This window comes from Streptomyces guryensis (genome assembly GCF_021261325.1).
Taxonomy (GTDB): domain Bacteria; phylum Actinomycetota; class Actinomycetes; order Streptomycetales; family Streptomycetaceae; genus Streptomyces; species Streptomyces guryensis.
The window spans coordinates 41,646-64,424 of sequence record NZ_JAJSBI010000016.1 but is presented as its reverse complement, the minus strand read 5'-3'; the positions used below and the strand labels follow the sequence as shown (position 1 = coordinate 64,424).

The following is a 22,779-nucleotide window of genomic DNA, read 5'->3' as shown; positions in this document are numbered from 1 at the left end:
CTCCGTTCACCCGTACGCACCGCTCGTCACCCGTACGCCGTGAAGAATCATATTTCACTCACAGTCAGCATCCGTGTACAGCAAGACCCTTGGGAAACGCGGGCTCTCGACGGATTCGCTCTGCACCAGTACCGTCACAAACCCCCCGTGCGGCGTCTATCCACTTGGCGCGCCAACCGCATCATGGATGACGATAGGGATGCGGAAAGCAGAAGGACCGCTGTGAGAGGAGGCGTCCATGGGATCGGTACGCAAGGCGAGTGCCTGGCTTGGCCTCGTTGACGACAACGATGACGAGCGTTACTACGACGACGACTACTCCGAAGGGACCGAGCAGCCCGGGGATGCCTGGGTCACCGACCCGCGGGTCAAGGTGGCCTCGGACGCCGCCGAGGAAAAGGACCGCCGTATCGGCACGGTGACCCCGGACAGCTTCCGGGACGCCCGCGCCATCGGTGAGCTGTTCCGCGAGGGCGTTCCGGTCATCGTGAACCTCACCGCCATGGAGGCGGGCGACGCCAAGCGCGTCGTCGACTTCGCCGCGGGGCTCATCTTCGGCCTGCGCGGTTCGATCGACCGCGTCTCCAACCGCGTGTTCCTGCTCACGCCCGCCGACACGGAAATCGTCAGCGGGGAGCCGGCGCAGCACCGTTCGGACGGTTTCTTCAACCAGAGCTGAGGCAGGGCCGCTCACCGGCCCTGCCCCCGCGCAGGGTTACCGGAAGGCGTCGAGTCCGGTGAGCGCCTTGCCCAGTACGAGCTGGTGCATCTCGACGGTGCCTTCGTACGTCAGCACCGACTCGAGGTTGGTCGCGTGCCGCATGACGGGGTATTCGAGCGAGATCCCGTTGGCGCCGAGGATCGTCCGTGACGTACGGCAGATCTCGATCGCCTCTCGTACGTTGTTGAGCTTGCCGAAGCTGACCTGCTCGGGACGCAGGCGGCCGGCGTCCATGCGCCGCCCCAGATGGTGGGCGAGCAGAATCCCCTTGTGCAGTTCGACCGCCATGTCGGCGAGCTTGGCCTGGGTGAGCTGGAACCCCCCGATGGGCCGCCCGAACTGCTCCCGTGACTTCGCGTAGTCGACGGCGGCCTCGAAGCAGCTGCGGGCCGCCCCCATGGCTCCCCAGACGATGCCGTACCGGGCGTGCGAGAGACAGCTGAGCGGACCCTTGAGGCCGAAGACCTCGGGCAGTACGGCATCGGCGGGCAACCGAACGTCGTCGAGGACGAGCTCACTCGTCACACTGGCCCGCAGGGACCACTTGTGCTTGATCTCCGGCGCGGAGAACCCGGCGCTGTCGGTGGGCACGACGAACCCGCGGATCCCGTCCTCCGTCTGGGCCCACACCACGGCGACGGCCGCCACTGACCCGTTGGTGATCCACATCTTCCGCCCGTTGAGGACCCAGTCGCCGCCGTCCCGCTTGGCGTGCGTGCGCATCGAGGCGGGGTCGGACCCGTGATCGGGCTCGGTCAGCCCGAAGCACCCGATGGCCTCACCGGCGGCCATCCGCGGCAGCCACTGCTGCTTCTGCTCCTCGCTGCCGAACCGGTGGATGGCGTACATCGCGAGGGACCCCTGCACGGAGACGAGGGACCGGATCCCGGAGTCGGCGGCCTCCAGCTCCAGACAGGCAAGCCCGTACTGCACGGCACTGGCCCCCGCACACCCGTACCCGCTGAGCGACATCCCGAGGGCCCCGATGCCGCCGAGTTCGCGGGCAAGCTCCCGGATCTGAGGCAGCTCCCCCTGCTCGTACCAGTCGGCGACGTGCGGCAGAACCCGGTCGGCGGCCCAGGCGCGCACGGTGTCCCGGACGGCGAGGTCCTCGGGTTCCAGCAGGTCGTCGATGCCGAGGGGATCGGCCGGGTCAAAGGGGGGCAGTTTCGAGGACGCAGACATAGGACCCTCCGGCACGCACGAAAAACTAGCACCGCTAGTTACGACTTTGAGGCCGACGTTACGGTGCAGTCTCCTCCACGTCCAGTACACGCGCCCTGACGAGGCGAGGGGAACCGCGCGACCAGCCACAGGGGCGCCGCAGCAAACCGACGACCGGTTACGGCAGGGTCAGGCCGATACCCGGGAGTCAGCAACTTCCCGTGGCGCCGGCACCTCCACAGGCGCCGCAGGCGACCCGCACTGCATGACCCGCGGCAACCGCAGCGCCATCACCGCCCCCAGCAGCAACAGCACTGCGCTGACCAGCAAGGTCACATGCAGCCCGTGCACGAACGAGTCCTGCGCGGCCCGCCGCAGGGCAGCCCCGAGACCCCCACCCAGCTGCGCGGCAACCTGGTACGCCTCCCCCAGCGACTGCGCCGCCGAGGCCGAGGCCGCCGAAGGAACCCCCGGAACGGACGCCAGTCCGGGCGCATACGCCGCGTTCATCACGCTCCCGAGCAGCGCGATACCGATCCCCGCCCCGAGCTGGTACGAGGTCTCGCCGATCGCGGCCGCCCCACCCGCCTGCGCCGGCGGAGCCTCGCTCAGCATCGACTCGTACGCCCCGAAGAGCGTGGTCTCCAGGCCGAAGCCCAGCAGCAGGAACACGGACACCATCAGCCCGGCGTTGTCCGTCCCGCCCATCGCGGTCAGCAGCACCACGGCCCCGGCGGTCAGGCAGAACCCGAAGCACACCATCCGGCGCGGGCCGAAGCGGCGCAGCATCCGCGCGCCCGCCAGCCCCGCCGCCATCGCCGCGAACGTCAGCGGCAGCAGTCGCAGCCCCGTCTCCAGCGGCGACAGCCCCAGCACCAGCTGCAGATACTGCGCGGCGATCAGCTCCAGGCCGACCAGCGCGAGCATCGCCAGCACGATGCAGCCGACAGCCGTACTGAACGCGGGACGGGCGAACATCCCGAGGTCCACCAGCGGATGCGCACGGCGCCGCTGTCGTCGTACGAAGAGGACCAGCAGCAGCGCGCCCACGATCAGCGGCACCACGGTGAATCCGCCCGGCTCGCCCCCGCCCAGGCGCTTCACGCCGAGCACCACGCCGAACAGGCCGGCCGCGGCCATCAGTGCGCCGACCACGTCCCAGGGGCCGTCGCCGGCGCCCCGCGACTCGGGCAGCAGCAGCCGGCCCACCGGCAGGCTGACCAGCATCAGCGGGATGTTGACGAGGAAGACCGAACCCCACCAGAAGTGCTCCAGCAGGAAGCCGCCGAGCAGCGGGCCGACCGCCGCGCCGACCGCGGCGACCGCGCTCCAGACGCCGATCGCGAGGGCCCGTTCACGCCGGTCGGGGAAGACCTGGCGGAGGATCGAGAGCGTCGCGGGCATGATCATCGCGCCGCCGACGCCGAGCAGCGCCCGGGCCAGGATCAGTACCTGCGGGTCGTGGGCGAGGGCCGCGAGGCCGGAGGCGACGCCGAAGAGGCCGTAGCCGAGCAGCAGGATCCTTCTGCGGCCGACCCGGTCGCCGAGCGTGCCGAAGAGGATCAGCATCGAGGCGCAGACGAGGGGGTAGACGTCGACGATCCAGAGCAGCTCTATCGCGCCGGGCTTGAGGTCCTCGGTGACGGCGGGGACCGCCACGTGCAGCACGGTCGCGTCGACCGCGACCAGCAGCAGGCTCGTGCAGAGGACGAAGAGGACGACCCAGCGGTTGGCGCCGGCCCCGGCCGCCCGACGGCGCAGCGCAGCGGCGGCCGTGGTCGTCCCGGACATGTACGTACCTCCCAGATGTTCCCTCGCGGTCGGCGGGCACACGGGGTGGGGACTCCCCGTGATCTCGGCCGGAGAGGAGCGGTGGTCTCCGGCCCGCGCAACGAAGGCGAGTGACTGGTCAGCGTACGCGAGTTCGTGTAAAGGTCACGTGGCGGACCTCTCAGACTTCGCACAGACCGGTGTGGCGTACGCCACTCCCCCTCCTCCCTGGCCATGCCCCGCCGGGCCCTCCGGTTCAGTCGGCCGTCGATAATCGAGCCCGTGACCGACCTTCTGACACGCGTCGCGCCGCCTCGCGGGACGGCCCCGCGGCGTGCCGCCCCTGCCCTCCTCGGGTACGTGGCCGTGCGCGCTCTGGGCCTGCTCGTGCTGGCCCTGTGGAGCGCCGCGCGCGGCAAGAGCGCGTACACGCTGCTGACGGCCCGCTGGGACGCGCTCTGGTACACGAGGGTCGCCGAGCTCGGTTACGGCTACGAGGTGCGGCTGCCGAACGGCGACGTGCACTCGAATCTGGCCTTCTTCCCGCTGCTGCCCTGGCTGGAGCGGGTCCTCGCGGCGGTGAGCCCCCTCTCTTGCGCCGACGCCGGTTTCGTCGTCAGCCTGCTCGCCTCGCTCGCGGCGGCCTGGGGGATCTTCGCGGTCGCGGAGCATGTGCACGGCCGCCGGGCAGGGGTGTGCGCGGTGCTGCTGTGGGCCGTCCTGCCCGTCGCGATCGTGCAGTCGATGGCGTACAGCGAGTCGCTGTTCACGGCGCTCGCCGCCTGGTCGCTGTACGCGGTCCTGACCGGCCGCTGGCTGACGGCGGGGACGCTGGCCGCGCTGGCGGGGCTGACCCGGCCGGTCGGGCTCGCCGTCGTCGCGGCCGTCTGGGCGGCCGGGGTCACCTCGTTCGTGCGAGAGAGGAGCACGGCGGACGCGCGCGCGGGCGAACGCGCTCCCACGCCGCCCGGAGACGGCTCCACGCAGCGTGTCGGATCATCCGGCGGAGCGCCGGACGCACCGCGCGCCCCCGCGGTCGTACGACGCGCCCTGGCCATGCTCCTGGCCCCGCTGGGTGCCGCCGGCTACGTCCTGTGGGTGGGCCACCGCACCGGCAGGGGCCCGGTGGGCTACCTCGACGTCCAGGCGGGCTGGCGCAACGGTTTCGACGGCGGCCTGGCCTTCGCCCGCTTCGTCGCCGACAAGTTCACGTCGTTCCCGTCGGCCCTCGCGGGCGCCGGGATCCTCGTCGGGGTCGGGCTGGTGGTCCGGCTGTACGTCGTCTGCGTACGGCAGCGCCAGCCGCTCCCGCTGCTGGTCTACGCGGGTGTGGTCACCGCGCTCGCGCTGTGCGCGTCGAGCTACTTCGGCTCGAAACCGCGTCTGCTGCTGCCGGCGTTCCCGCTGCTGCTGCCCCTGGCCCTGGCCCTGTCCCGGCTGCGCACGTCCCGGTCTGCACTGGTGGTGGGCGGTGTCGCGGTGGCGTCGGCCGTGTACGGAGCGTTCTGGCTGAACGGCTCCGGTCCCCCATGATCGACTCGTCTGGGCGCGGTGAGCGTGCGGTGAGCGTACGGAGAAATCCACCCCAGCATTCGGTGAACGAATTCATAAGTCCCATAAAACTGATTCCCGAAATGATCAAAGGAATTGACGGGAGCAGTCGCCGGACATTGCGGATTCCCCGGATGTAAACCGGACCCTGAGAGGAATCCCACATCACATCGTCATCACAAAGCAGCTGAAGAGACGGAGAACTTACCTCACTCGCTGTAACGTCGATTGGGTGCGTACCGAACGAAACCTCACCCGTCTGGACCGGGTGTTCGCGAGGCTGGACCGGGAGCCGGAACGACCGGCCAACATCGATGTGCCGAAGATGAGCCGGCACCGGGTCGCGTTGCTGACCGGGACCCTGGCCTTCTATCTGGCCATCGTGTGGCTCGTCGTGACCACGTCGTGGCTGGTCCGCTTCGACTGGCAGGTCATGTTCTTCCGGCCCTACCAGCAGTGGCAGGGCATCCACTGGTTCGTGGACTACTACGTCGTGCTCGGCCAGCGCGGCCCGACCGCGGTGATGGTCGCGGCCTGGCTGGGCTGGCGTTCCTGGCGGCAGCACACTCTGCGGCCGCTGCTGACGCTGGGCGCCTCCCTGCTGCTGCTGAACATCACGGTCGGCGCGGCCAAGTACGGCATGGGCCGCCTGGGCCCCCACTACGCGACCGTGATCGGCTCGAACGAGATGGGCGCGGGCGGCGATATATTCCCCAGCGGCCACACCGCCAACGCCGTCGTGACCTGGGGAATCCTGGCCTACCTGGCCTCCACCCCGCGAGCCCGCCGCTGGCTGTCCGCCATCTCCGCGGTGACCTCGCTGGGCGTCGGGATGGCCACGGTCTACCTCGGTACGCACTGGCTGAGCGACGTGCTCCTCGGCTGGGCCGCCGGCCTGCTGATCCTGCTGGCCCTCCCCTGGTGCGAGCCGACGATCGCCAGGGCCGAGGTCGCGCTGTTCGACCTGCGCGACCGCTGGCGCGCCCGCAAGGGGGCCACGGTGCCGGCCGCCCCCGTCGGCGCTCCGGTGCTGCTCAAGCCGCGTACGGCCCCGCAGGACGAGGTCGCCGCACGCGAGACGGTCACCTCCGGGGCCCGCTCGGCCCGGGCGCCCGTCCACCTGGCCCCGGGCCCGCACTCGGCCCGCTCGGAGCGCACGCCGGTCACTCCGGCCGGCAGCCGCCGCCCGCCGCACTCGGACCGCGTCCCGCGCGGCGCGACGACCACGCCGGCCCGCCCCCTGACGGGCGGCTGAGGCCACAGGGCAGCGGGGCCGGTACGCACAGCCACCCCGCGCACAGCGAAGGCCCCGGTTCCCGTTCGGGAACCGGGGCCTTCGTCACATCTCAGCCCTTCCAGGCCCGCATCACGCGGCCGTCCTCCACCTCGAAGTTCAGCCGGCCCGTGCGGTACTCCATCGTGATGATCGCCCCCGGCGGCAGCGAGCGCACCGTGGACCATCCGCGCTCCCGCGCGCGCCGCTCGGCGCCGGTCGCATCGAGGCCGACATACGCGTCCGGACTGTCCTGGGGCTCCGCCTGCGGAGTGGGAATCGGTGCCATGCCGCCACGCTAGGCCCTGTCCGGCGGCCAGGGAAGGCGGGGCGGTCCCACCCGGCCCGTATCCCCCTCCGGTCACACTTCTGTCACAGGATCACGACAGGTGTTTCGGTCCGCGCGACATCAACTGCTGCGTAACGAGTGTCACACGTACGAGCGGTTCCGTGCCTGTTCCGTAGGCCTTCCGCAGTCATTCGAACGTAATTCCCGCGTGTCGTGACCGCTCTCCGAATAGCCCGTCGGAAAGTGCCGTGAGAACTGACCCCGGACTTCTTTCCGGTCCGAATCCGAGTGGGTTCGTGAGAGCTGACACCGCGTAGGAAATGCTCGGTTTCAGCACAGGACCCCCGCACGCCCCTGTCGGAGCGCGCGACGGCGCGCGCATCATGACGTGAGCTCGCGGGCGTGCGTGGCGCGGGCTTCAGAGGGCCCGGGGCGCGACGAGCGAAGGGGCGAGCGAGCGATGGGGACCCAGACCGTGCAGTCGGCGGCGCGACCCGTGCCGACCAGTCAGGGCCGGGTGATCGTCGACTGGCTGACGACCACCGACCACAAGAAGATCGGGCACCTCTACCTGATCACCTCGTTCCTGTTCTTCCTGACCGGCGGGGTGATGGCGCTGCTGATGCGCGCCGAACTCGCCCGGCCGGGGCTGCAGATCATGGACAACAACCAGTTCAACCAGCTGTTCACCATGCACGGCACGATCATGCTGCTGCTCTTCGCGACCCCCATGTTCGCGGGCTTCGCCAACGAGCTGATGCCCCTGCAGATCGGCTCCCCCGACGTCGCCTTCCCGCGGCTGAACATGCTGTCGTACTGGTTCTTCCTGTTCGGCGGCCTGATCGTGCTCAGCTCGTTGTTCGTGCCCGGCGGTCCAGCCGCCTTCGGCTGGTTCGCCTATGCGCCGCTCAACAGCGCGGTGCGCTCACCCGGTGTCGGACCCGACCTGTGGATCATGGGGCTGGCGCTGGCCGGCTTCGGCACGATCCTCGGCGCGGTCAACTTCATCACCACCATCATCGGGATGCGCTGCCCCGGCATGACGATGTTCCGGATGCCGGTCTTCACCTGGAACACGCTCTTCACGTCGATCCTGATCCTGATGGCGTTCCCGGTACTCGCGGCCGCCCTGCTGTGTCTGGAGGCGGACCGGCGGTTCGGCGCGCAGGTCTTCGACTCGGCCAACGGCGGGGCGCTGCTGTGGCAGCACCTGTTCTGGTTCTTCGGCCATCCCGAGGTGTACATCATCGCCCTGCCGTTCTTCGGCATCATCACGGAGATCATCCCGGTCTTCAGCCGCAAGCCGATCTTCGGCTATCTCACGCTGGTCGCCGCGACGATGTCGATCACCGGGCTGTCGGTGGTGGTGTGGGCGCACCACATGTTCGTCACCGGTGCGGTGCTGCTGCCGTTCTTCTCCTTCATGACGTTCCTCATCGCCGTGCCGACCGGCGTGAAGTTCTTCAACTGGATCGGCACGATGATCAAGGGCTCACTGTCCTTCGAGACGCCGATGCTGTGGGCGTGCGGCTTCCTGGTGACGTTCCTGTTCGGCGGTCTGACCGGGGTGATCCTGGCCTCGCCGCCGCTGGACTTCCATGTCTCGGACACCTACTTCGTCGTGGCGCACTTCCACTACGTCGTGTTCGGCACGGTCGTCTTCGCGATCTTCGGCGGCTTCTACTTCTGGTGGCCCAAGTTCACCGGCAGGATGCTCGACGAGCGGCTGGGCAAGATCCATTTCTGGACGCTCTTCGTCGGCTTCCACACCACGTTCCTGGTGCAGCACTGGCTGGGCGCGGAGGGCATGCCCCGGCGGTACGCCGACTATCTGGCGGCCGACGGCTTCACGGCCCTCAACACCGTCTCGACGATCGGCGCGTTCCTGCTCGGCATGTCGACGCTGCCGTTCCTCTACAACGTCTGGAAGACGGCCAAGTACGGCGAGAAGGTCGAGACCGACGATCCCTGGGGCTACGGCCGCTCCCTGGAGTGGGCGACCTCGTGTCCGCCGCCGCGGCACAACTTCACGGTCCTGCCGAAGATCCGCTCCGAGTCCCCGGCGTTCGACCTGCACCATCCCGAGTTCGCGGCGACGCCCGAGGAGCCTCTCGGAGAAGAGCGCGGGACAGCCGGTCCCGGGCCGTCCTGATCGCCTCGGTGAGCTCGGCGGGCTCCAGGACCTCGAAGTCGAAGCCCGTCATCATCACGTGGATCACCATGACGTCCAGGCTCGCGGCCCCGGTGCGCAGCACGCAGGCACCGGGGCCGTCCGCCTCCAGCTGCCCCGCCGAGGGCGAGATGCGCTCCGTGGCCTCCTCCAGGGGTACCAGCAGCCGGACGACCGCATGTGAGGCGTACGCGCGTGTGGAGACGCCCTTCGAGACGTACGCGGCGAGGTCCTCGGCGGGCGGGGTGCGCGGCGCGAAGCGCGGGCCGTGCGGTGGCTTCGGCGTGACGCGGTCGACTCGGAACGTACGCCAGTCCTCTCGGTCGAGGTCCCAGGCGACCAGGTACCAGCGGCGCTCGGAGCACACCAGGCGGTGGGGTTCGACGGTACGGCGGGTGGGGGCGCCCTCGTGGTCGCGGTACTCGAAACGCAGGCGTTCGGAGTCCCGGCACAGGTTGGCCAGTTCGGTGAGGACGGCCGGGTCGACGGCGGAGGACTGCGGGCCGCGCAGCATCGGCACGGTGAAGGCGTTCAGGGCGCCCACGCGGCGGCGCAGCCGGCTGGGCAGCACCTGCTCCAGCTTGGCGAGGGCCCGTACGGAGGTCTCGCCGATGCCCTCGATGCCCTGCCCGGCGGCCGTGCGCAGTCCGACGGCGACCGCGACCGCCTCGTCGTCGTCGAGCAGCAGCGGCGGCAGTTCGGCGCCCGCGCCCAGCTGGTAGCCGCCGCCGGTGCCGGGGCTGGCGTTGACGGGATAGCCCAGCTCGCGCAGCCGGTCGACGTCCCGGCGGACGGTGCGCGGGGTGACACCCAGACGGTCGGCAAGGTCGGCGCCGGACCATTCGCGGTGGGCCTGGAGGAGCGAGAGCAGGCGCAGCAGTCGTGCCGAGGTCTCCAACATGGGTCCGAGTCTGCCAGCCGTTGCGGACCGCTGCTGTCCTGAAGAGCCGCTGTCCTAAAGAGGTGGGCTCACCGCGGTGACGGACACCGACAGGTCGTTGTCCCGCGTGTAGTGGGGCCCGGCCTCCACCGGGCCGTACGGCGCGTCCACGCGCACGCGTGGATAGGTGAACACGGGCTTCTTGTCGGCCACGTCGTCGAGCAGCCGCGCGATCCGCACCGCCGGTCCCGCCTCCCCCGCGGGCCGCAGCCAGAGATCCCACAGGCCCGGCTCCAGGGCGCCGTACACCACCTTGAAGCGGAACTCGGTGCGGTCGGCGAGGACTTCGGTCCGGCGCACCGGGACGGGCGCGTGCCGGCCGCGGAGCTCGGCATGGGCGTCGGGGCCGAGCCCGATGCCGTACACCCGCCCCGGCACCGTCAACACGCCCTGTCTGATGCGCAGTTCGCCCGCCTCAGCGTGCGGGGCGCGCAGCCAGCTGCGGACGGTGAGGTTGCCCTGCCGGGTCGCGTACGGGATGCGGACGGCGACGTGGCCGCCGGAGCCGCTGGGCGTCCGGGCGGCGAGGGAGCGCAGATCGGTGACCTCGGGCGCCAGGCGGCGCGGCTCACCGGCGTCCACGCGCGCGTAGGCGTCCCAGCGGCCCTCGGGGAGGGCGACGATGCTGGGCAGCGCGGCGCGCAGCCGGCCGTCCGCGGCGGGGGTCAGCGGCAGGTACACCTCGTCGTGGCTGTCGCGGCGGCGCAGCACGAGCAGGGCCGCGGCCATCTCCCCCACCGCGCGGACGTCGAAGGTCAGCCCGCCCGCGGAGTCGGCGATGCAGTCGGCGCGCAGCGGCGTGGACTGCGGAGCCACCGTCGTCATGCGGTACGGATCCCTTCTCGGCCTGTGCTTCTCGGTTAGACCCTCGGACAGGCGCTTTGGTTGCCCTTTACCCGGACCAAGCTGATGGCGCACCACGCCGGTACCGGACTACGGCTGGTAGGAGAGCTGCGGCACGTCGAAGCAGTTGCTGTTCATGTCTCCCTGGGACACCCAGCCCCTGCCGTCCTGCCAGCGGGCCACCGACAAGCAGGTCCTTCGGTCCTTCGGCGGCTCGGCCAGCCGCTCGAACGCGACGGGAAGCAGCAGGCCGCCGGCGGTGTAGTCCTCGCTGCGGTTCATGAAGGCGTCGACGCACGCGCGCGTGATGCCCGTCCGTGCACAGGACTTCGCCGCGTCCGTGAACCACAGGGCGGCCGCCCAGCCCTCCACCTGCCACTGGGAGTGCGTCTTCAGGCCCCGCGTGGCGTCCCGGAACCGCCGTACGGCCGCGTTGCCCGTGTCCTCGTAGTTGCGGCTGGAGCCGGTCGCCCAGAGGGCGTTGCGGCAGCGCGGGGAGTCCTTGTAGTCGTCGGGGACGGTGGACGTCCAGTTCTGTACGTTGGTGACCTTGGCGATGACCTTGGCGCCGACCTCGTCCATCGCCTTGCACAGCTGGGCGTTGCCGTGGGTGTCGATGGCGTCGAAGACCAGGTCGGCACCCTGTTCCTTCAGGTCGGCCGCGGCAGCGCGGAAGTTGGGCAGCGCGAAGTCGACCTGCTCGGTGACCACCTTGTAGCCCTCGGCCTTCAGGCCCTGCTCGACGAGGCGTGCGTAGGCGGCGGACGCGGCCTGGTTGTAGGAGACGACCGCGGCCGTGCGGGCGCCCTTCTCGCGCTTGAAGTAGCGGTAGACCTCCGTGCCGCCGTAGAGCTTCCCGTCCCAGCCGGGGGTGCCGTTCCTCGGGGCGAGGCTGCCGTAGATGCCGTAGAGGTGCGGCCAGGTGTCGTAGGCGGCGCCGATGGGCTGGCCGCCGATGTCGGGCACGCGCGCGTGGGAGACGCGGGAGGCGCCCGCGTAGTCGAGGGCGGTGGTGGCGACCAGGGCGACCACCTGGTCCTCGTCGATCAGCCGGTGCACGCAGGTGTTGTTGCCGACGCCGCTGCCGCCGTCGTCGCACTCCCGCACCTCGACGGGATGCCCGTCGATGCCCCCGCGCGCGTTGAGCAGGTCGAAGTACGCCTTGGCGCCGTCGCGCGGGCCGGTGAAGGCGTTGCCGCCGACCGGACTGGTGGCGCTGGTGATGATGCCGACACGGACGGGTGCGTTGCTGCTGGGCGCGGGCGCGTTCGACCGGCCGCCGTGCTCGAAGTCGCTCTCCGGCAGGCGGCTGCCGCAGGCCGTGCCCAGCAGGAGCAGCAGCGCCGCGGCGGCCGCGCCCTCAGCAGCCCGGTGCGGGCGAGTGCGACGCATCGCCGCTCAGCTGGACCAGGGCGCACAGCGTGTTGACGGACACCTTCCAGGTGCCGTTCTGCTCGACCGAGGTCCCGGACGCGTTCGGCAGGGCGGTGGCACCGTTCAGGGTCAGCGTGTACGTCACGGTCGCCCCGGCCGGCGAGGTGAACTCGATCTTCTGGACCTTCGCCTGCACCTGCCCGCCGCGCTTGTCCCCGCTGAAGGCCTTCAGGACCGGAGCCATCCGCTCCCCGTTCTCCAGGACCTTCTGCTTCTGGCTAAGGGACGTCTTGGGGTCGAAGAACGTCTGCCAGTTCCTGCTGATCTCCTGCTTGGCCGCCGCGGGGTCGGCGGGCGCGGTGGCGGGCGCGCTCGTCGTCTTCTCCACGGAGGGAGTCGGGGGTGCGCTCGCGCTGCCGCCGCCGTTGCCGTCACTGCACGCCGCGAGGACCGGGGCGAAGATGAGAACAAGGGCGGCCGCGAACGCCGTGCCCCGTCCCGCCGCCCCTGGGCCGCGCCCCCTTGTTGCCTTCCCCCGCCTGAGGTCGCTCCCGAGAACCATCTGGCTCACCACCGGGTGTCGGTCCGGGCAAGGTGCGCCCGGTGCTTTCAGGGTCAGCTTCCAAAGGGCATAGTGCAAGCCATTGGCTGACATGGACAGGCACATGCACCAACACGCGACGTGTGGGAGCCAGAAATGCGGACAGGCCGACTGCGGACCGTGCACCCCGTCCTGTGGGCCGGCTGGGCCGCGCTCGCCGCCGGTGCGGTGCTGTGCGTCGTCGGCTGGTACGGCATCTCCGGTGAGCGTTACGCCGAGCGTCAGCTGCCCTATCTCGCCTCCTGCACGGTCCCCGGCGCCGCGCTGATCATCGCCGGGTCGGTGCTGCTCACCCATGGGCGGGGCGCCCTCGCCGCCGCGCGCGTGGAGGAGCTGTACGGCCTCCTGGTCGCCGCCGAGTCCGCCGACGCCGACGAGTCCCGGCAGGCCGCCGCCCTGCCCCTCGCGGTCAGCGGTGACCTGCTGATGGTGCCCGGCGGCACGCTGTGGCATCGCGCGGACTGCCCGCTGGTCTCGGGGAAGGCGGAGGCCGTACCGGTCGACGCGAAGCTGCTGACGAGCGGCGAGCTGGGCCCGTGCCCGATCTGCGAACCCGCCGACGAGACCGACTGAAGTCCTCTCCGATGTCCTCCCTGACGTACGACCTCACCCTCGCCGGCCTCTCCGTCGGCAGCGCGGCCGCGCTCACCGGAATCGGCCTGATCGTGACGTACCGCGCGACCGGCGTGCTCAACTTCGCGCACGGTGCGATCGCGATGGTGTGCGCGTATCTGCTGCGGCAGTGCGTGGCCGAGTGGGGCTGGCCGCTGTGGCTGGGGGCGACGGTGACGCTCGTGGTGCTGGCCCCGGCGATCGGTGTGGCCCTGGAACGGTTCGTCTTCCGGCCGCTCGCCGTCCTGGGCAGCGACCCGGCACAGACGCTCGTCGCGTCCATCGGGGTCTTTGTGCTGCTGGTCGGCGGGGCGGCGCTGGTGTGGGGGCAGGGGGCCAGGGACGATGCCCCGGAACTGGTCTCGCAGGACCCCTGGGGCCAACTGGCCGTGGTGCTCGTGCTGGCCGTGGGCGTCGGGGCCGTGATCCGCTGGACGCGGTTCGGGCGGGAGCTGCGGGCCGTGGTCGACGACCGGCAGCTCGCGGTGCTCGGCGGGATCGACGCGGACCGGGTGGCGGCGGCGGGCTGGGCGTTCGGCGCGTTCACGGCGGGCCTGACGGGCGTACTGCTGGCGCCGTACGTGCGCCTGGACCCGTACGGCCTGCCGCTGCTCGTCATGGAGGTGGTGGCGGTCGCGGTGGCGGCGCGGATGCGGAGCCTGCCGGTGGCCGTCGTCGTGGCGCTGGGCATCGGGATCGCACAGAGCCAGCTGACGCGGCTGCATCCCTCCGGCTGGGGCGAGTCGTTGCTGCAGGCGGTGGGCGCGAACCTGTTCGTGGTGGCCCTGCTGGTCGCGGCCCTGGCGCTCCCGCGGATCGGCGCCCGTGACGCCCTCCCGCGCACGGCCACCGCGCGCGTGCCGACACCGCCGGGCGCGTGGATCGTGGCGGTGGTGCTGTTCCTGCTGCCGCTGGGCTTCGCGGGCTCGGACCTGCACACCTCGGTCCAGGTGCCGGCGCTGGGCGTGGTCCTGCTGTCCCTGGTGGTGGTCACCGGACGGGGCGGCCAGATCTCCCTCGGCCAGGCGGCGTACGCGGGGCTGGGCGCCCTGTTCACCGCCCTCCTGGCGGCAGGCCGTTTCCCGGGTCTGCCGCGCCTGCCCGAACTGGCCGCGCTGGCCGTGGCGGTCGTCCTGGTCGCTCCTCTGGGCCTCCTGACCGGCTGGCCGGCGATCGGCCGCCGGGGCCTCGCCCTCGCGCTGGCGACGTTCGCGGTGGGTGTCGGCGTGAGCCGGTTCGTCTTCGCGCAGCCGTACGCCACGTCCGGCCTCTCCCTGGACCGCCCGGCGGGCTTCGACGGCGACCGCGCCTACTACGTCCTCGAACTGGCCCTGCTGGCAGCCGCGTTGCTGGCCACCCGGGCGCTGCGCCGAGGCCGCACGGGCCGGGCCCTGGCCGCCATGCGGGACCACGAGTCGGGCGCCTCCGCAGCCGGCGTCCGGGTCCCCTCGCTCAAGCTGCTGGCCTTCGTCTCGGGCGCCGCCCTGGCCGCGCTCGGCGGCGGCATGCTCGGCATGGGCCTGCGGGCCTTCGACCCGGGCGCCTACGACCCCGTCCGCGGCCTGCTCTGGTTCGCCGCCGTCGTGGTGATGGGAGCCGACAGCACCCTGGGCGCCCTGGCCGCGGCCGCCCTCCTGGTAGGCCTCGACGCGGGCGCCCGGGGCGGCGTGGCAGCGGCACTGATCGGCGTACTGGCGGTACTCGTCGGCCGCTTCCCCGGCGGCCCGTACGAGGCCCTGCGGAGGGCGACGGGTCGACTGCGGCTCGGGCGGAGGGCGAGTCTGACGCCGACAGGGGCGCGGGTACGGGCGAGACTGCGCCGCGCGGAGCCACGGCCCGGCCCCCCACGAGCACAACCCGCGGCAGCCGACGGCGCTCAGCCCCCACAGGGGCCACCCGCACCCGACCACGGAAGCCGCACGGGCGGTGCGGGTGGGAACCCGAACCCGGCCGGAGGCCGGATGCACCCCCGAACACCCGCACCCGCACCCGCACCGGTCCTCACAGTCCACACCCTCCACGCCCGCTACGGCGGCTACAAAGCCCTCGACGGAGTCGACCTCACCGTCCCCCCGGGCCGGATCACCGCGATCGTCGGCCCCAACGGGGCGGGCAAGAGCACCCTGTTCCACTGCCTGGCAGGCACCCTGCACCCCACCCACGGGCAAGTGCGCCTGGGCACACGGGACATCACACGGCTCGCCGCCCACACCCGCACCCGCCTGGGAATCGCCCGCACCTTCCAACAGCTCGCCGTCTTCCCGTCGTTGACCGTGGCCGAAAACGTCCTGGTAGGTGCCGAGCAGGGCCGCCTCAACGATCCCGGCGCCTTGGAACGGGCGTTGCGCCTGCTCGCCCTCGACGGCCCCGTACGGGCCCTGCCCGCCGCAGACCTCCCCACCGGCACGCTGCGGCGCGTGGAACTGGCCAGGGCCCTCGCGGGCAGCCCCCGCGTGCTGCTGCTCGACGAGCCCGCAGCCGGCCTCGACAACACCGAGGTCGCCGCTCTGGCACGGGTGCTGAAGGCCCTGGCGGCCGACGGCACCGCCCTCCTGGTGGTGGAGCACGACCTCGACCTGGTCGCCGACCTCGCGGACGTCGTGCACGTCATGACGGCGGGCCGCATCGTCGCCTCCGGCCCACCAGGGCACGTACTCGACGCCCTCGGCACCACAGAGGCGGGCACATGACCATCTCCCTGCGCCACGCGCGCGTGCGTTACGGCCCCCTGGAGACCCTGCACGGCATCACCCTCGCCGCCCCCGGCCCGGGCCTCACCGTCCTGCTCGGGCGCAACGGATCCGGCCGTACGACCGCCCTGCGCGCGCTGGCCGGCCTCGTACCGCTGTCCGGCGGCGCGGTGGTGTGGGACGGCGTCGACGTGAGCCGGACCCCGGCCCACGAGCGGGCCCGGCGGGGGCTGTGCCTGGTGCCCGAGCGGCAGGCCGTGTTCGGGTCCCTCACCGTGCACGAGAACCTCGAACTGACGGCCGGGGACTACGGCTTCGCCCTCGATGCCTACCCACAGCTGGAGCCCCTGCTGGCGCGCCGGGCCAACACCCTTTCCGGCGGCGAGCAGCGGATGCTCGCCCTGTCCCGCGCTCTGCTGGCACGCGCGCGCGTGGTGCTCGTCGACGAGCCCGCGCAGGGCATGTCGCCCGCGGTCGCGGCCCGCACCTACGACCTGCTGGGCGCCCTCGACGCCTGCGTCCTCATCGCTGAGCAGCGGCTGCCACCCGGGCTGCGGGAGCGGACGGGGGTCCTCGTGTACGAACTGCGCCGCGGCACCGTCGTGTTCAGCGGAGAGGCGGGCGAACGGGAGCGTCGGACAGCGGCGGGCCGGCCGTCTCGACGTCCTGGTAGGGCTCCTGGGCGCGGGCCGAGCCCCCCGGGATGAGCAGCTGCGTGCCGACGTTCAGCCGCTTCGGGCGTTCGCCGACCATGTCCCTGTTGGCCCGGTACAGCGCCAGCCAGCCGCCGTCGATGCCGTAGCGGTCCGCGATCGACACCAGCGTCTCGCCGGCGTGTACGGCGTGCACACGCCCCTGGAGCCGGTAGCGCTGGGAGCAGGCCGGCCAGGTCTCCCACCCCTGGGAGGCCAGCACCTTCTCGGCGACGGAGATCTGCTCCTCGCGGGTGGCGAGATCCGCACGCGGCGCGAACTTCAGCCCGCCGAAGTACTTCCAGGTGGACTGCCGGAACTGCAGCCCGCCGTAGAAGCCGTTCCCGGTGTTGATGTCCCAGCGCCCGCTGCTCTCACAGTCCGCGATGCAGCCCCAGGGCCAGTGGTCCTTGGCGCAGGCGTAGGACAGGCGCACCGGAAGCTCTCCCGGCAGCGGCGGCGGCGGTGCCGCCTGCGCGGTGACGGGGACGAGAGCGCTGAACAGGGCGGCGGCCAGCGCGAGTGCGAGGTGCGTGCGGTGCGTGCGGTGCGTGCGGAGCATCGGGCCACGGTAAGCAGTGGGCGGCCCGCGAACGCTCCGGCGCGTCCGGTGCGCCGAAGGGCCCCACCCGGTCGGACGACCGGACGGGGCCCACTCGGTGAGGGGGAGCCGCTCAGAGGTTGAGCTGCTGCCCGGGCACGATCTGGTCGGGATCACCGCCGATGACGGCCTTGTTCACGGCGTACAGCCGCTGCCAGGTGGTCCCGTGCCGGGCGGCGATCCCGCTCAGGGTGTCGCCCTCGCGGACGGTGTAGTCGCCACGCGAGGCACCGCGCGCCGGGTGGCCCGTCGAACGTGCCGGCGCCTTCGACGGCTTCGCAGGCCGCGCCTTGACGACCGATGAGGATGTGGTGGTTCCGGAGCCGGCGGAGGCCGCGGGTGCGCTGCCGGACGCTCCGGCCCGTCCCGAACAGACCGGCCAGGCACCCCAGCCCTGGGCGTGCTGGACCTTGGTCGCCACCGTGATCTGCTGGTCCCTGGAGGCCCCGGCGGCCGTCGGCGCATAGGCCGACCCGCCGTACGCGCGCCAGGTGCCGGCGGAGAACTGGAGCCCGCCGTAGTAGCCGTTGCCGGTGTTGATGTGCCAGTTGCCGCCGCTCTCGCACTGGGCGATGCGGTCCCACACCCCGTCGTCCGCCGCCGCGGCGTTGCCGGTCGCGGCCAGCAGCCCGAGCGGAGCGAGCAGTGCCGCCCCGGCGAGGAGCGCCGTCGTACGGGTCTTGCGGACGTGGTCACGGGTGGTATCGGCACACTCGGACATGTAATTCCCTCTCGAAACACCCGGGCTCCCCCAAGGCGGGGCGCGCTCACGGCACATGGGCCGGTCGCCGCGCTCCACCCCGTCCGCCGGTGATCGCGTGGTGCTGGGTACTGCTGGCTGGTGCGGTCGGCGGACGTCCCGAGCGGTGCTCGTTGCACACGGCGGAGGAATCTAAGGAGCCTGTCGCGGCGTCAGCAACCAACTGCTTGTCATTCCAGGCCAGTTCGCCGTTACCGCAGGTATCGGCAATTTCCGGCCACCCACTTAATTCGCTGATTTCCCGATTTATCGACCATGAGTCGCGGCGGCCTGTGACCCACTTCACGCAACCAACTTCCTTGAGTTTCCAAGGGATTGACTCTGAGTGGTCGATTCCGCACCCGAGGTGACCCTGTGCGGTGGATGGTTCGATTCCGTTCGCCCTGGAGCGTGACTCCGGCCACAGATCGCCCGTTGTCTCCTTCATGAGCCCGGGACCCGCCCGGTTCACACTTCCCGAGGGGAGCCACCCGTGCCACGCATGCTCGACGTCAGCGACGAGGTACGTGCCGAGATCGGCGACGAGGAAGCCGACCGGCTGCTCGCCGGAGAGAACGCCCCCGGCAGTTACGACTGCACCTCCTGCCGCACCCCGGGCGACTCCGAACAGGAGCGCACCAGCACCGTCCTGTTCGTCGGCGAGGAGACCGCCGTCCTCGCCTTCGCCCACGCCACCTGCCTGCCCTCACAGGTCGTCCAGGTCACCGAGGAGCAGCTGCGGGGGGCCGTGCGGTCCATTTCCGGGGACACCGTGGACCTGGACCCCGCGCAGGTCGTCCCCGAGCAGGCCGTGCTCGGCGTGACCAGCGGACTCGTCCTGCTCGCCGGGGAGTTGCACCCGGCGCTGGTCGTCGAGCCGACGGGACCCATCGTGCGGCCCGGCACGACCGGGCTCGGCGACGACTTCCTGCCACTGCTGATCGAGCAGGGGTTCATGCCGCTCATGGAGCTGACCGAGGTGCCGCCCGTGCTGCACGGCTGGTCGGTACTGCTCGCCATGGGCCGGCTGCACGCCGTACTGCAGCCCGGCACGAACGGCGGGCAGCCGGTGGCGTGGTGGCAGGCGCATCAGCCACTCCAGGTGACCGACGGCTGGCGGACCGCCGCCAACAAGCATCAGCAGGTGCTCATGTTCGCCGCGCCGGTGGGGTCCATCGGGCGTCAGCCCCGGGAGGACCTGTTGCGGGACGCGCTGGACAAGGCGGCGGCCAACGGGAAGCTGGTCGGGGTCGCCATGCCTCTCGCGGGGACGTGAGCGCCCCCAAAGAGGCAGGTCCGAACCGCATCCCTTGAAGTTCGGGGTCGTTTGGACATACGTGCACGCATACGACATTCCTCGCCGCCAGTCCTTCCACCCGATCCCCTCCGCCCGCTCGGCCCAGGACTTTTCGGGCAGTCACTCGGCCACGCCCATCTACGACGCGCTCTGGTCCGAGTACGTCAAGTCCTTCCGTACGCTGCCGGGCGACCGCAGCGGCGAGGAGAACCTGGGGTTCATCGCCTTCGGGAACATTCCGACCAGTTCGGAGCAGCACGGAGGTCACCGGCCGGGGTCGTTCAGCAGCTCGTACAGCGCCTACAGCGCCGGGGCCTACAGCGCCCGGCAGCAGTCGCAGTGGCAGCGCCTGCCCGCCGCACTGCCACCCGGCCCACGCGGTGTGCGCTGACGACATGGGGAAGGGCGGTCCCGATCGGGACCGCCCTTCCCCATGTCCGGCCTACTTCTTCTTGCCGCGCTTCTCGCGCACCCGCACCGAGATATGGATCGGCGTCCCCTCGAAGCCGAACTCCTCGCGCAGGCGGCGCTCGATGAAGCGCCGGTAACCCGCCTCGATGAACCCGGAGGCGAACAGCACGAACCGCGGGGGCCTGGTGCCGGCCTGGGTGCCGAAGAGGATGCGGGGCTGCTTGCCACCGCGGATCGGGTGCGGGTGGGCAGCGACCAGCTCGCCGAGGAAGGCGTTCAGACGGCCCGTCGGGACGCGGGTCTCCCAGCCGGCCAGCGCGGCCTCGATCGCCGGAACCAGCTTCTCCATGTGGCGGCCGGTGCGCGCGGAGACGTTCACCCGGGGCGCCCAGGCCACCTGGCCGAACTCGGTCTCGATCTCCCGCTCCAGGTAGTAGCGGCGCTCCTCGTCGAGGGTGTCCCACTTGTTGTACGCGATGACCATCGCGCGCCCGGCCTCGACGGCCATCGTCACGATCCGCTGGTCCTGCACCGAGATGGACTCGGAGGCGTCGATCAGGATGACCGCCACCTCGGCCTTCTCGACCGCGGCCGCGGTGCGCAGCGAGGCGTAGTAGTCGGCGCCCTGCTGGAGGTGGACGCGCTTGCGAATGCCCGCCGTGTCGACGAACTTCCAGACGACACCGCCGAGTTCGATCAGCTCGTCGACGGGGTCGCGGGTGGTGCCCGCGACTTCGTTGACGACGACGCGCTCCTCGTTCGCCACCTTGTTCAGGAGGGAGGACTTGCCGACGTTCGGGCGGCCGATCAGGGCGATGCGGCGCGGGCCGCCGATCGCGGTGCCGAAGGTCTGCTCGGGGGCCTCCGGCAGGACTTCCAGAACGGCGTCCAGCATGTCGCCGGTGCCGCGGCCGTGCAGGGCGGAGACCGGGTGCGGCTCGCCCAGGCCCAGCGACCACAGGTAGGCCGCGTCCGCTTCACCGCTCTGCCCGTCGACCTTGTTGGCCGCCAGCACCACCGGCTTGCCGGCCTTGCGAAGCAGCCGTACGACCGCCTCGTCGGTGTCGGTCGCGCCGACCTTGGCGTCCACGACGAACACGACGGCGTCGGCGGCCTCGATCGCGTACTCGGCCTGCGCGGCCACAGAGGCGTCGATACCGAGGACATCCTGCTCCCAGCCGCCGGTGTCGACGACCTTGAAACGGCGGCCCGACCACTCGGCCTCGTAGGTGACGCGGTCGCGGGTGACGCCGGGCTTGTCCTCCACGACGGCCTCGCGCCGGCCGATGATGCGGTTCACAAGAGTCGACTTGCCGACATTCGGGCGGCCGACGACGGCGAGCACGGGCAGAGGGCCGTGACCGGCCTCCTCGATGGCGCCCTCGACGTCCTCGAGGTCGAAGCCCTCTTCCGCGGCGAGCTCCATGAAGTCCGCGTACTCGGCGTCGCCAAGTGCTCCGTGGTCGTGCTCCTCGCCCGAGCCTTCGGAGTGGATGTGGTCGTTCATGAAGTCCGTACCTCGTCGTTCATCGTGGTGATCGGTGGAACATCCGGTTTCTCCGGCTGATCCACTACTCAGTGTCGCCTAGCGACCGGTCAGTCGCCTGGCGTTTTCCAGGTGCGCGGTGAGCTGCTTCTGGATGCGTTCGGTCGCCTCGTCGAGCGCCTTGCGCGTCCGCCGTCCGCTGCCGTCGCCCGCCTCGAAGGGGTCGCCGAAGACGACGTCGATACGGCTGCGCAGCGGAGGCAGCCCCTTTATCAACCGTCCCCGCCGCTCGGTGCTTCCCAGTACGGCGACCGGGACGACCGGTGCTCCACCGCGTACGGCGAAGTAGGCGAGGCCGGCGCGCAGCGAGGCGAAGTCGCCCTCGCCGCGGGTGCCCTCCGGGAAGATACCGAGGACTCCCCCGGCCGACAGCACGTCCAGGGCCTGCGTGATCGCCCCGCGGTCGGCGACCGAGCGGTCCACCTTCAGCTGGCCGATGCCCAGCAGGAACGGGTCGAGCGGGCCGATGAACGCTTCCTTCTTGATCAGGAAGTGCGTCGGCCGGGGCGCCACGCCCATGACCATCGGCCCGTCGATGTTGTGGGAGTGGTTGACGGCGAAGATCACCGGGCCGGTGGCGGGCACCTTCCAGGAGCCCAGCACGCGCGGCTTCCACAGCCCGTACATCAGGCCGACGCCGATCCGCCGCCCGACCTCGGCGCCCCGCTCCGAAGGCTGAGTCACTTCCCGGCCCGCTTCTCCTCGACGAGGGTGACGACGCACTCGATGACCTGCTGGAGCGTGAGATCGGTGGTGTCCACCTCGACCGCGTCGTCCGCCTTGGCGAGCGGCGAGGTCTTGCGGGAGGAGTCGGCCGCGTCGCGCTTGATCAGCGCCTCGCGGGTGGCGTGCACGTCGGCGCCCTTGAGTTCACCGCTGCGGCGGGCGGCACGCGCCTCCGGCGACGCGGTGAGGAAGATCTTCAGATCGGCGTCCGGCAGCACGGTCGTACCGATGTCACGGCCCTCGACGACGATGCCGTACTCGGCGGAGGTGGCCAGCGAGCGCTGCAGCTCGGTGATCCGGGCGCGCACCTCGGGCACCGCGCTGACCGCGCTGACCTTGGAGGACACCTCCTGGGTGCGGATCAAGGCGGCCACGTCGGTGCCGTCGACCGTGATCGTCGGATTGGCTGGGTCCGTGCCCGAGACGATCTCGGCCTTGCCGGCCACGGCGGCGATCGCGGACGCGTCGTCGATGTCGATCCCGTTGTTCACCATCCACCAGGTGATCGCCCGGTACTGGGCGCCGGTGTCCAGGTAGCTCAGACCGAGCTGCGCGGCGACGGCCTTCGACGTGCTCGACTTGCCCGTGCCGGCCGGACCGTCGATGGCGACAATCACGGGCTTGGCGACGCCGTTTTCCACGGGGGGACACCTTCCTGATGCGGTGTGGTGGGTGTAGGGGGCCGCGATCGTGCCCTGCACAAGGTTACTGGGTGCGCGTCACTCGTCCGGACGCGCAGGGCCTCGGCCTCACCGCCGCCGGTCGGCAA

At 71.2% G+C, this 22,779-nt stretch carries 20 protein-coding genes and 1 pseudogene; 9 read left to right on the top strand and 12 right to left on the bottom strand.

Features of this window, described 5'->3' with window-relative positions:
- The first annotated feature begins 238 nt into the window (after nucleotides 1-238).
- Entirely contained in the window at nucleotides 239-679 is a 441-nt protein-coding gene (locus LJ657_RS28555; RefSeq protein WP_232651696.1) for a cell division protein SepF, read from the top strand.
- Nucleotides 680-715: 36 nt separating this feature from the next.
- Here the strand turns inward: LJ657_RS28555 and LJ657_RS28550 are convergent, their stop codons facing one another.
- Nucleotides 716-1,906: an acyl-CoA dehydrogenase family protein gene (locus LJ657_RS28550; RefSeq protein WP_232651695.1), complete on the bottom strand. Its 1,191-nt coding sequence runs from the start codon at nucleotides 1,904-1,906 to the stop codon at nucleotides 716-718.
- A gap of 168 nt (nucleotides 1,907-2,074) precedes the next feature.
- Nucleotides 2,075-3,676, bottom strand: coding sequence for an MFS transporter (locus LJ657_RS28545; protein WP_232651694.1), 1,602 nt, complete (start codon nucleotides 3,674-3,676; stop codon nucleotides 2,075-2,077).
- A gap of 261 nt (nucleotides 3,677-3,937) precedes the next feature.
- Between LJ657_RS28545 and LJ657_RS28540 the strand changes: the two genes are divergently transcribed.
- Both LJ657_RS28540 and LJ657_RS28535 read left to right on the top strand, forming a co-directional pair.
- Entirely contained in the window at nucleotides 3,938-5,188 is a 1,251-nt protein-coding gene (locus LJ657_RS28540) for a mannosyltransferase family protein (protein WP_232651693.1), read from the top strand.
- 250 nt (nucleotides 5,189-5,438) lie between these two features.
- Entirely contained in the window at nucleotides 5,439-6,461 is a 1,023-nt protein-coding gene (locus LJ657_RS28535; protein WP_232651692.1) for a phosphatase PAP2 family protein, read from the top strand.
- 91 nt (nucleotides 6,462-6,552) lie between these two features.
- On the opposite strand, the gene LJ657_RS28530 is transcribed toward LJ657_RS28535, so the two are convergent.
- The gene (locus LJ657_RS28530; RefSeq protein WP_232651691.1) at nucleotides 6,553-6,768 is read right to left on the bottom strand and encodes an I78 family peptidase inhibitor; all 216 of its coding nucleotides are present in this window, start codon (nucleotides 6,766-6,768) and stop codon (nucleotides 6,553-6,555) included.
- Between the two features lie 460 nt (nucleotides 6,769-7,228).
- Here LJ657_RS28530 and ctaD point away from each other — a divergent pair.
- Nucleotides 7,229-8,896: pseudogene (gene ctaD, locus LJ657_RS28525) on the top strand (aa3-type cytochrome oxidase subunit I); the annotation flags it as partial.
- Here ctaD and LJ657_RS28520 read toward each other — a convergent pair.
- The 4 genes from LJ657_RS28520 to LJ657_RS28505 all read right to left on the bottom strand — a co-directional run bounded on the left by LJ657_RS28520 (nucleotide 8,796) and on the right by LJ657_RS28505 (nucleotide 12,657).
- On the bottom strand, nucleotides 8,796-9,839 hold the full coding sequence (locus LJ657_RS28520; RefSeq protein ID WP_232651690.1) for a helix-turn-helix transcriptional regulator: 1,044 nt from the start codon (nucleotides 9,837-9,839) through the stop codon (nucleotides 8,796-8,798). The pseudogene ctaD and the gene LJ657_RS28520 overlap by 101 nt on opposite strands.
- Nucleotides 9,840-9,893: 54 nt before the next feature.
- Entirely contained in the window at nucleotides 9,894-10,703 is an 810-nt protein-coding gene (locus LJ657_RS28515; protein WP_232651689.1) for a hypothetical protein, read from the bottom strand.
- Nucleotides 10,704-10,811: 108 nt separating this feature from the next.
- Entirely contained in the window at nucleotides 10,812-12,113 is a 1,302-nt protein-coding gene (locus LJ657_RS28510; RefSeq protein ID WP_232651688.1) for an ABC transporter substrate-binding protein, read from the bottom strand.
- A complete protein-coding gene (locus LJ657_RS28505) occupies nucleotides 12,082-12,657 on the bottom strand; it encodes an MTB12 C-terminal domain-containing protein (protein WP_232651687.1) in 576 nt (191 codons plus the stop codon). Before LJ657_RS28505 ends, LJ657_RS28510 begins: the two co-directional genes overlap by 32 nt.
- Before the next feature lie 135 nt (nucleotides 12,658-12,792).
- Between LJ657_RS28505 and LJ657_RS28500 the strand changes: the two genes are divergently transcribed.
- From LJ657_RS28500 to LJ657_RS28490, 3 genes are read left to right on the top strand one after another with little or no spacing between them, the layout of a single operon-like run.
- Entirely contained in the window at nucleotides 12,793-13,269 is a 477-nt protein-coding gene (locus LJ657_RS28500) for a hypothetical protein (protein ID WP_232651686.1), read from the top strand.
- An 11-nt stretch (nucleotides 13,270-13,280) separates the two neighbouring features.
- A complete protein-coding gene (locus LJ657_RS28495; RefSeq protein WP_232651685.1) occupies nucleotides 13,281-15,998 on the top strand; it encodes an ABC transporter permease subunit in 2,718 nt (905 codons plus the stop codon).
- The gene (locus LJ657_RS28490) at nucleotides 15,995-16,705 is read left to right on the top strand and encodes an ATP-binding cassette domain-containing protein (RefSeq protein ID WP_232651684.1); all 711 of its coding nucleotides are present in this window, start codon (nucleotides 15,995-15,997) and stop codon (nucleotides 16,703-16,705) included. Before LJ657_RS28495 ends, LJ657_RS28490 begins: the two co-directional genes overlap by 4 nt.
- On the opposite strand, the gene LJ657_RS28485 is transcribed toward LJ657_RS28490, so the two are convergent.
- Together LJ657_RS28485 and LJ657_RS28480 are read right to left on the bottom strand one after the other, a co-directional pair.
- A complete protein-coding gene (locus LJ657_RS28485) occupies nucleotides 16,605-17,252 on the bottom strand; it encodes a LysM peptidoglycan-binding domain-containing protein (RefSeq protein WP_232651683.1) in 648 nt (215 codons plus the stop codon). The two genes, LJ657_RS28490 and LJ657_RS28485, sit on opposite strands and share 101 nt — an antisense overlap.
- Before the next feature lie 112 nt (nucleotides 17,253-17,364).
- Nucleotides 17,365-18,012, bottom strand: coding sequence for a LysM peptidoglycan-binding domain-containing protein (locus LJ657_RS28480; protein WP_232651682.1), 648 nt, complete (start codon nucleotides 18,010-18,012; stop codon nucleotides 17,365-17,367).
- 511 nt (nucleotides 18,013-18,523) lie between these two features.
- Here LJ657_RS28480 and LJ657_RS28475 point away from each other — a divergent pair.
- Both LJ657_RS28475 and LJ657_RS28470 read left to right on the top strand, forming a co-directional pair.
- Complete coding sequence (locus LJ657_RS28475) at nucleotides 18,524-19,306, top strand: DUF8842 C-terminal domain-containing protein (protein ID WP_232651681.1); 783 nt, start codon at nucleotides 18,524-18,526, stop codon at nucleotides 19,304-19,306.
- Nucleotides 19,307-19,367: 61 nt separating this feature from the next.
- Entirely contained in the window at nucleotides 19,368-19,718 is a 351-nt protein-coding gene (locus LJ657_RS28470) for a hypothetical protein (RefSeq protein ID WP_232651680.1), read from the top strand.
- 51 nt (nucleotides 19,719-19,769) lie between these two features.
- Here the strand turns inward: LJ657_RS28470 and der are convergent, their stop codons facing one another.
- The 3 genes from der to cmk all read right to left on the bottom strand — a co-directional run bounded on the left by der (nucleotide 19,770) and on the right by cmk (nucleotide 22,651).
- Complete coding sequence (der, locus tag LJ657_RS28465; RefSeq protein ID WP_232651679.1) at nucleotides 19,770-21,245, bottom strand: ribosome biogenesis GTPase Der; 1,476 nt, start codon at nucleotides 21,243-21,245, stop codon at nucleotides 19,770-19,772.
- A 78-nt stretch (nucleotides 21,246-21,323) separates the two neighbouring features.
- Nucleotides 21,324-21,911, bottom strand: coding sequence for a lysophospholipid acyltransferase family protein (locus LJ657_RS28460; protein WP_269787058.1), 588 nt, complete (start codon nucleotides 21,909-21,911; stop codon nucleotides 21,324-21,326).
- A 53-nt stretch (nucleotides 21,912-21,964) separates the two neighbouring features.
- Entirely contained in the window at nucleotides 21,965-22,651 is a 687-nt protein-coding gene (cmk, locus tag LJ657_RS28455) for a (d)CMP kinase (protein ID WP_232651677.1), read from the bottom strand.
- Between the last annotated feature and the right edge of the window lie 128 nt (nucleotides 22,652-22,779).

Excerpts from the sequence above, each read along its gene's own strand:
- LJ657_RS28555 (WP_232651696.1), top strand. The coding sequence starts at position 239 with ATGGGATCGGTACGCAAGGCGAGTGCCTGGCTTGGCCTCGTTGACGAC.
- LJ657_RS28550 (WP_232651695.1), bottom strand. The coding sequence starts at position 1,906 with ATGTCTGCGTCCTCGAAACTGCCCCCCTTTGACCCGGCCGATCCCCTC.
- LJ657_RS28545 (WP_232651694.1), bottom strand. The coding sequence starts at position 3,676 with ATGTCCGGGACGACCACGGCCGCCGCTGCGCTGCGCCGTCGGGCGGCC.
- LJ657_RS28530 (WP_232651691.1), bottom strand. The coding sequence starts at position 6,768 with ATGGCACCGATTCCCACTCCGCAGGCGGAGCCCCAGGACAGTCCGGAC.
- LJ657_RS28520 (WP_232651690.1), bottom strand. The coding sequence starts at position 9,839 with ATGTTGGAGACCTCGGCACGACTGCTGCGCCTGCTCTCGCTCCTCCAG.
- LJ657_RS28515 (WP_232651689.1), bottom strand. The coding sequence starts at position 10,703 with ATGACGACGGTGGCTCCGCAGTCCACGCCGCTGCGCGCCGACTGCATC.
- LJ657_RS28510 (WP_232651688.1), bottom strand. The coding sequence starts at position 12,113 with ATGCGTCGCACTCGCCCGCACCGGGCTGCTGAGGGCGCGGCCGCCGCG.
- LJ657_RS28505 (WP_232651687.1), bottom strand. The coding sequence starts at position 12,657 with ATGGTTCTCGGGAGCGACCTCAGGCGGGGGAAGGCAACAAGGGGGCGC.
- LJ657_RS28500 (WP_232651686.1), top strand. The coding sequence starts at position 12,793 with ATGCGGACAGGCCGACTGCGGACCGTGCACCCCGTCCTGTGGGCCGGC.
- LJ657_RS28495 (WP_232651685.1), top strand. The coding sequence starts at position 13,281 with ATGTCCTCCCTGACGTACGACCTCACCCTCGCCGGCCTCTCCGTCGGC.
- LJ657_RS28490 (WP_232651684.1), top strand. The coding sequence starts at position 15,995 with ATGACCATCTCCCTGCGCCACGCGCGCGTGCGTTACGGCCCCCTGGAG.
- LJ657_RS28485 (WP_232651683.1), bottom strand. The coding sequence starts at position 17,252 with ATGCTCCGCACGCACCGCACGCACCGCACGCACCTCGCACTCGCGCTG.
- LJ657_RS28480 (WP_232651682.1), bottom strand. The coding sequence starts at position 18,012 with ATGTCCGAGTGTGCCGATACCACCCGTGACCACGTCCGCAAGACCCGT.
- der (WP_232651679.1), bottom strand. The coding sequence starts at position 21,245 with ATGAACGACCACATCCACTCCGAAGGCTCGGGCGAGGAGCACGACCAC.
- LJ657_RS28460 (WP_269787058.1), bottom strand. The coding sequence starts at position 21,911 with ATGTACGGGCTGTGGAAGCCGCGCGTGCTGGGCTCCTGGAAGGTGCCC.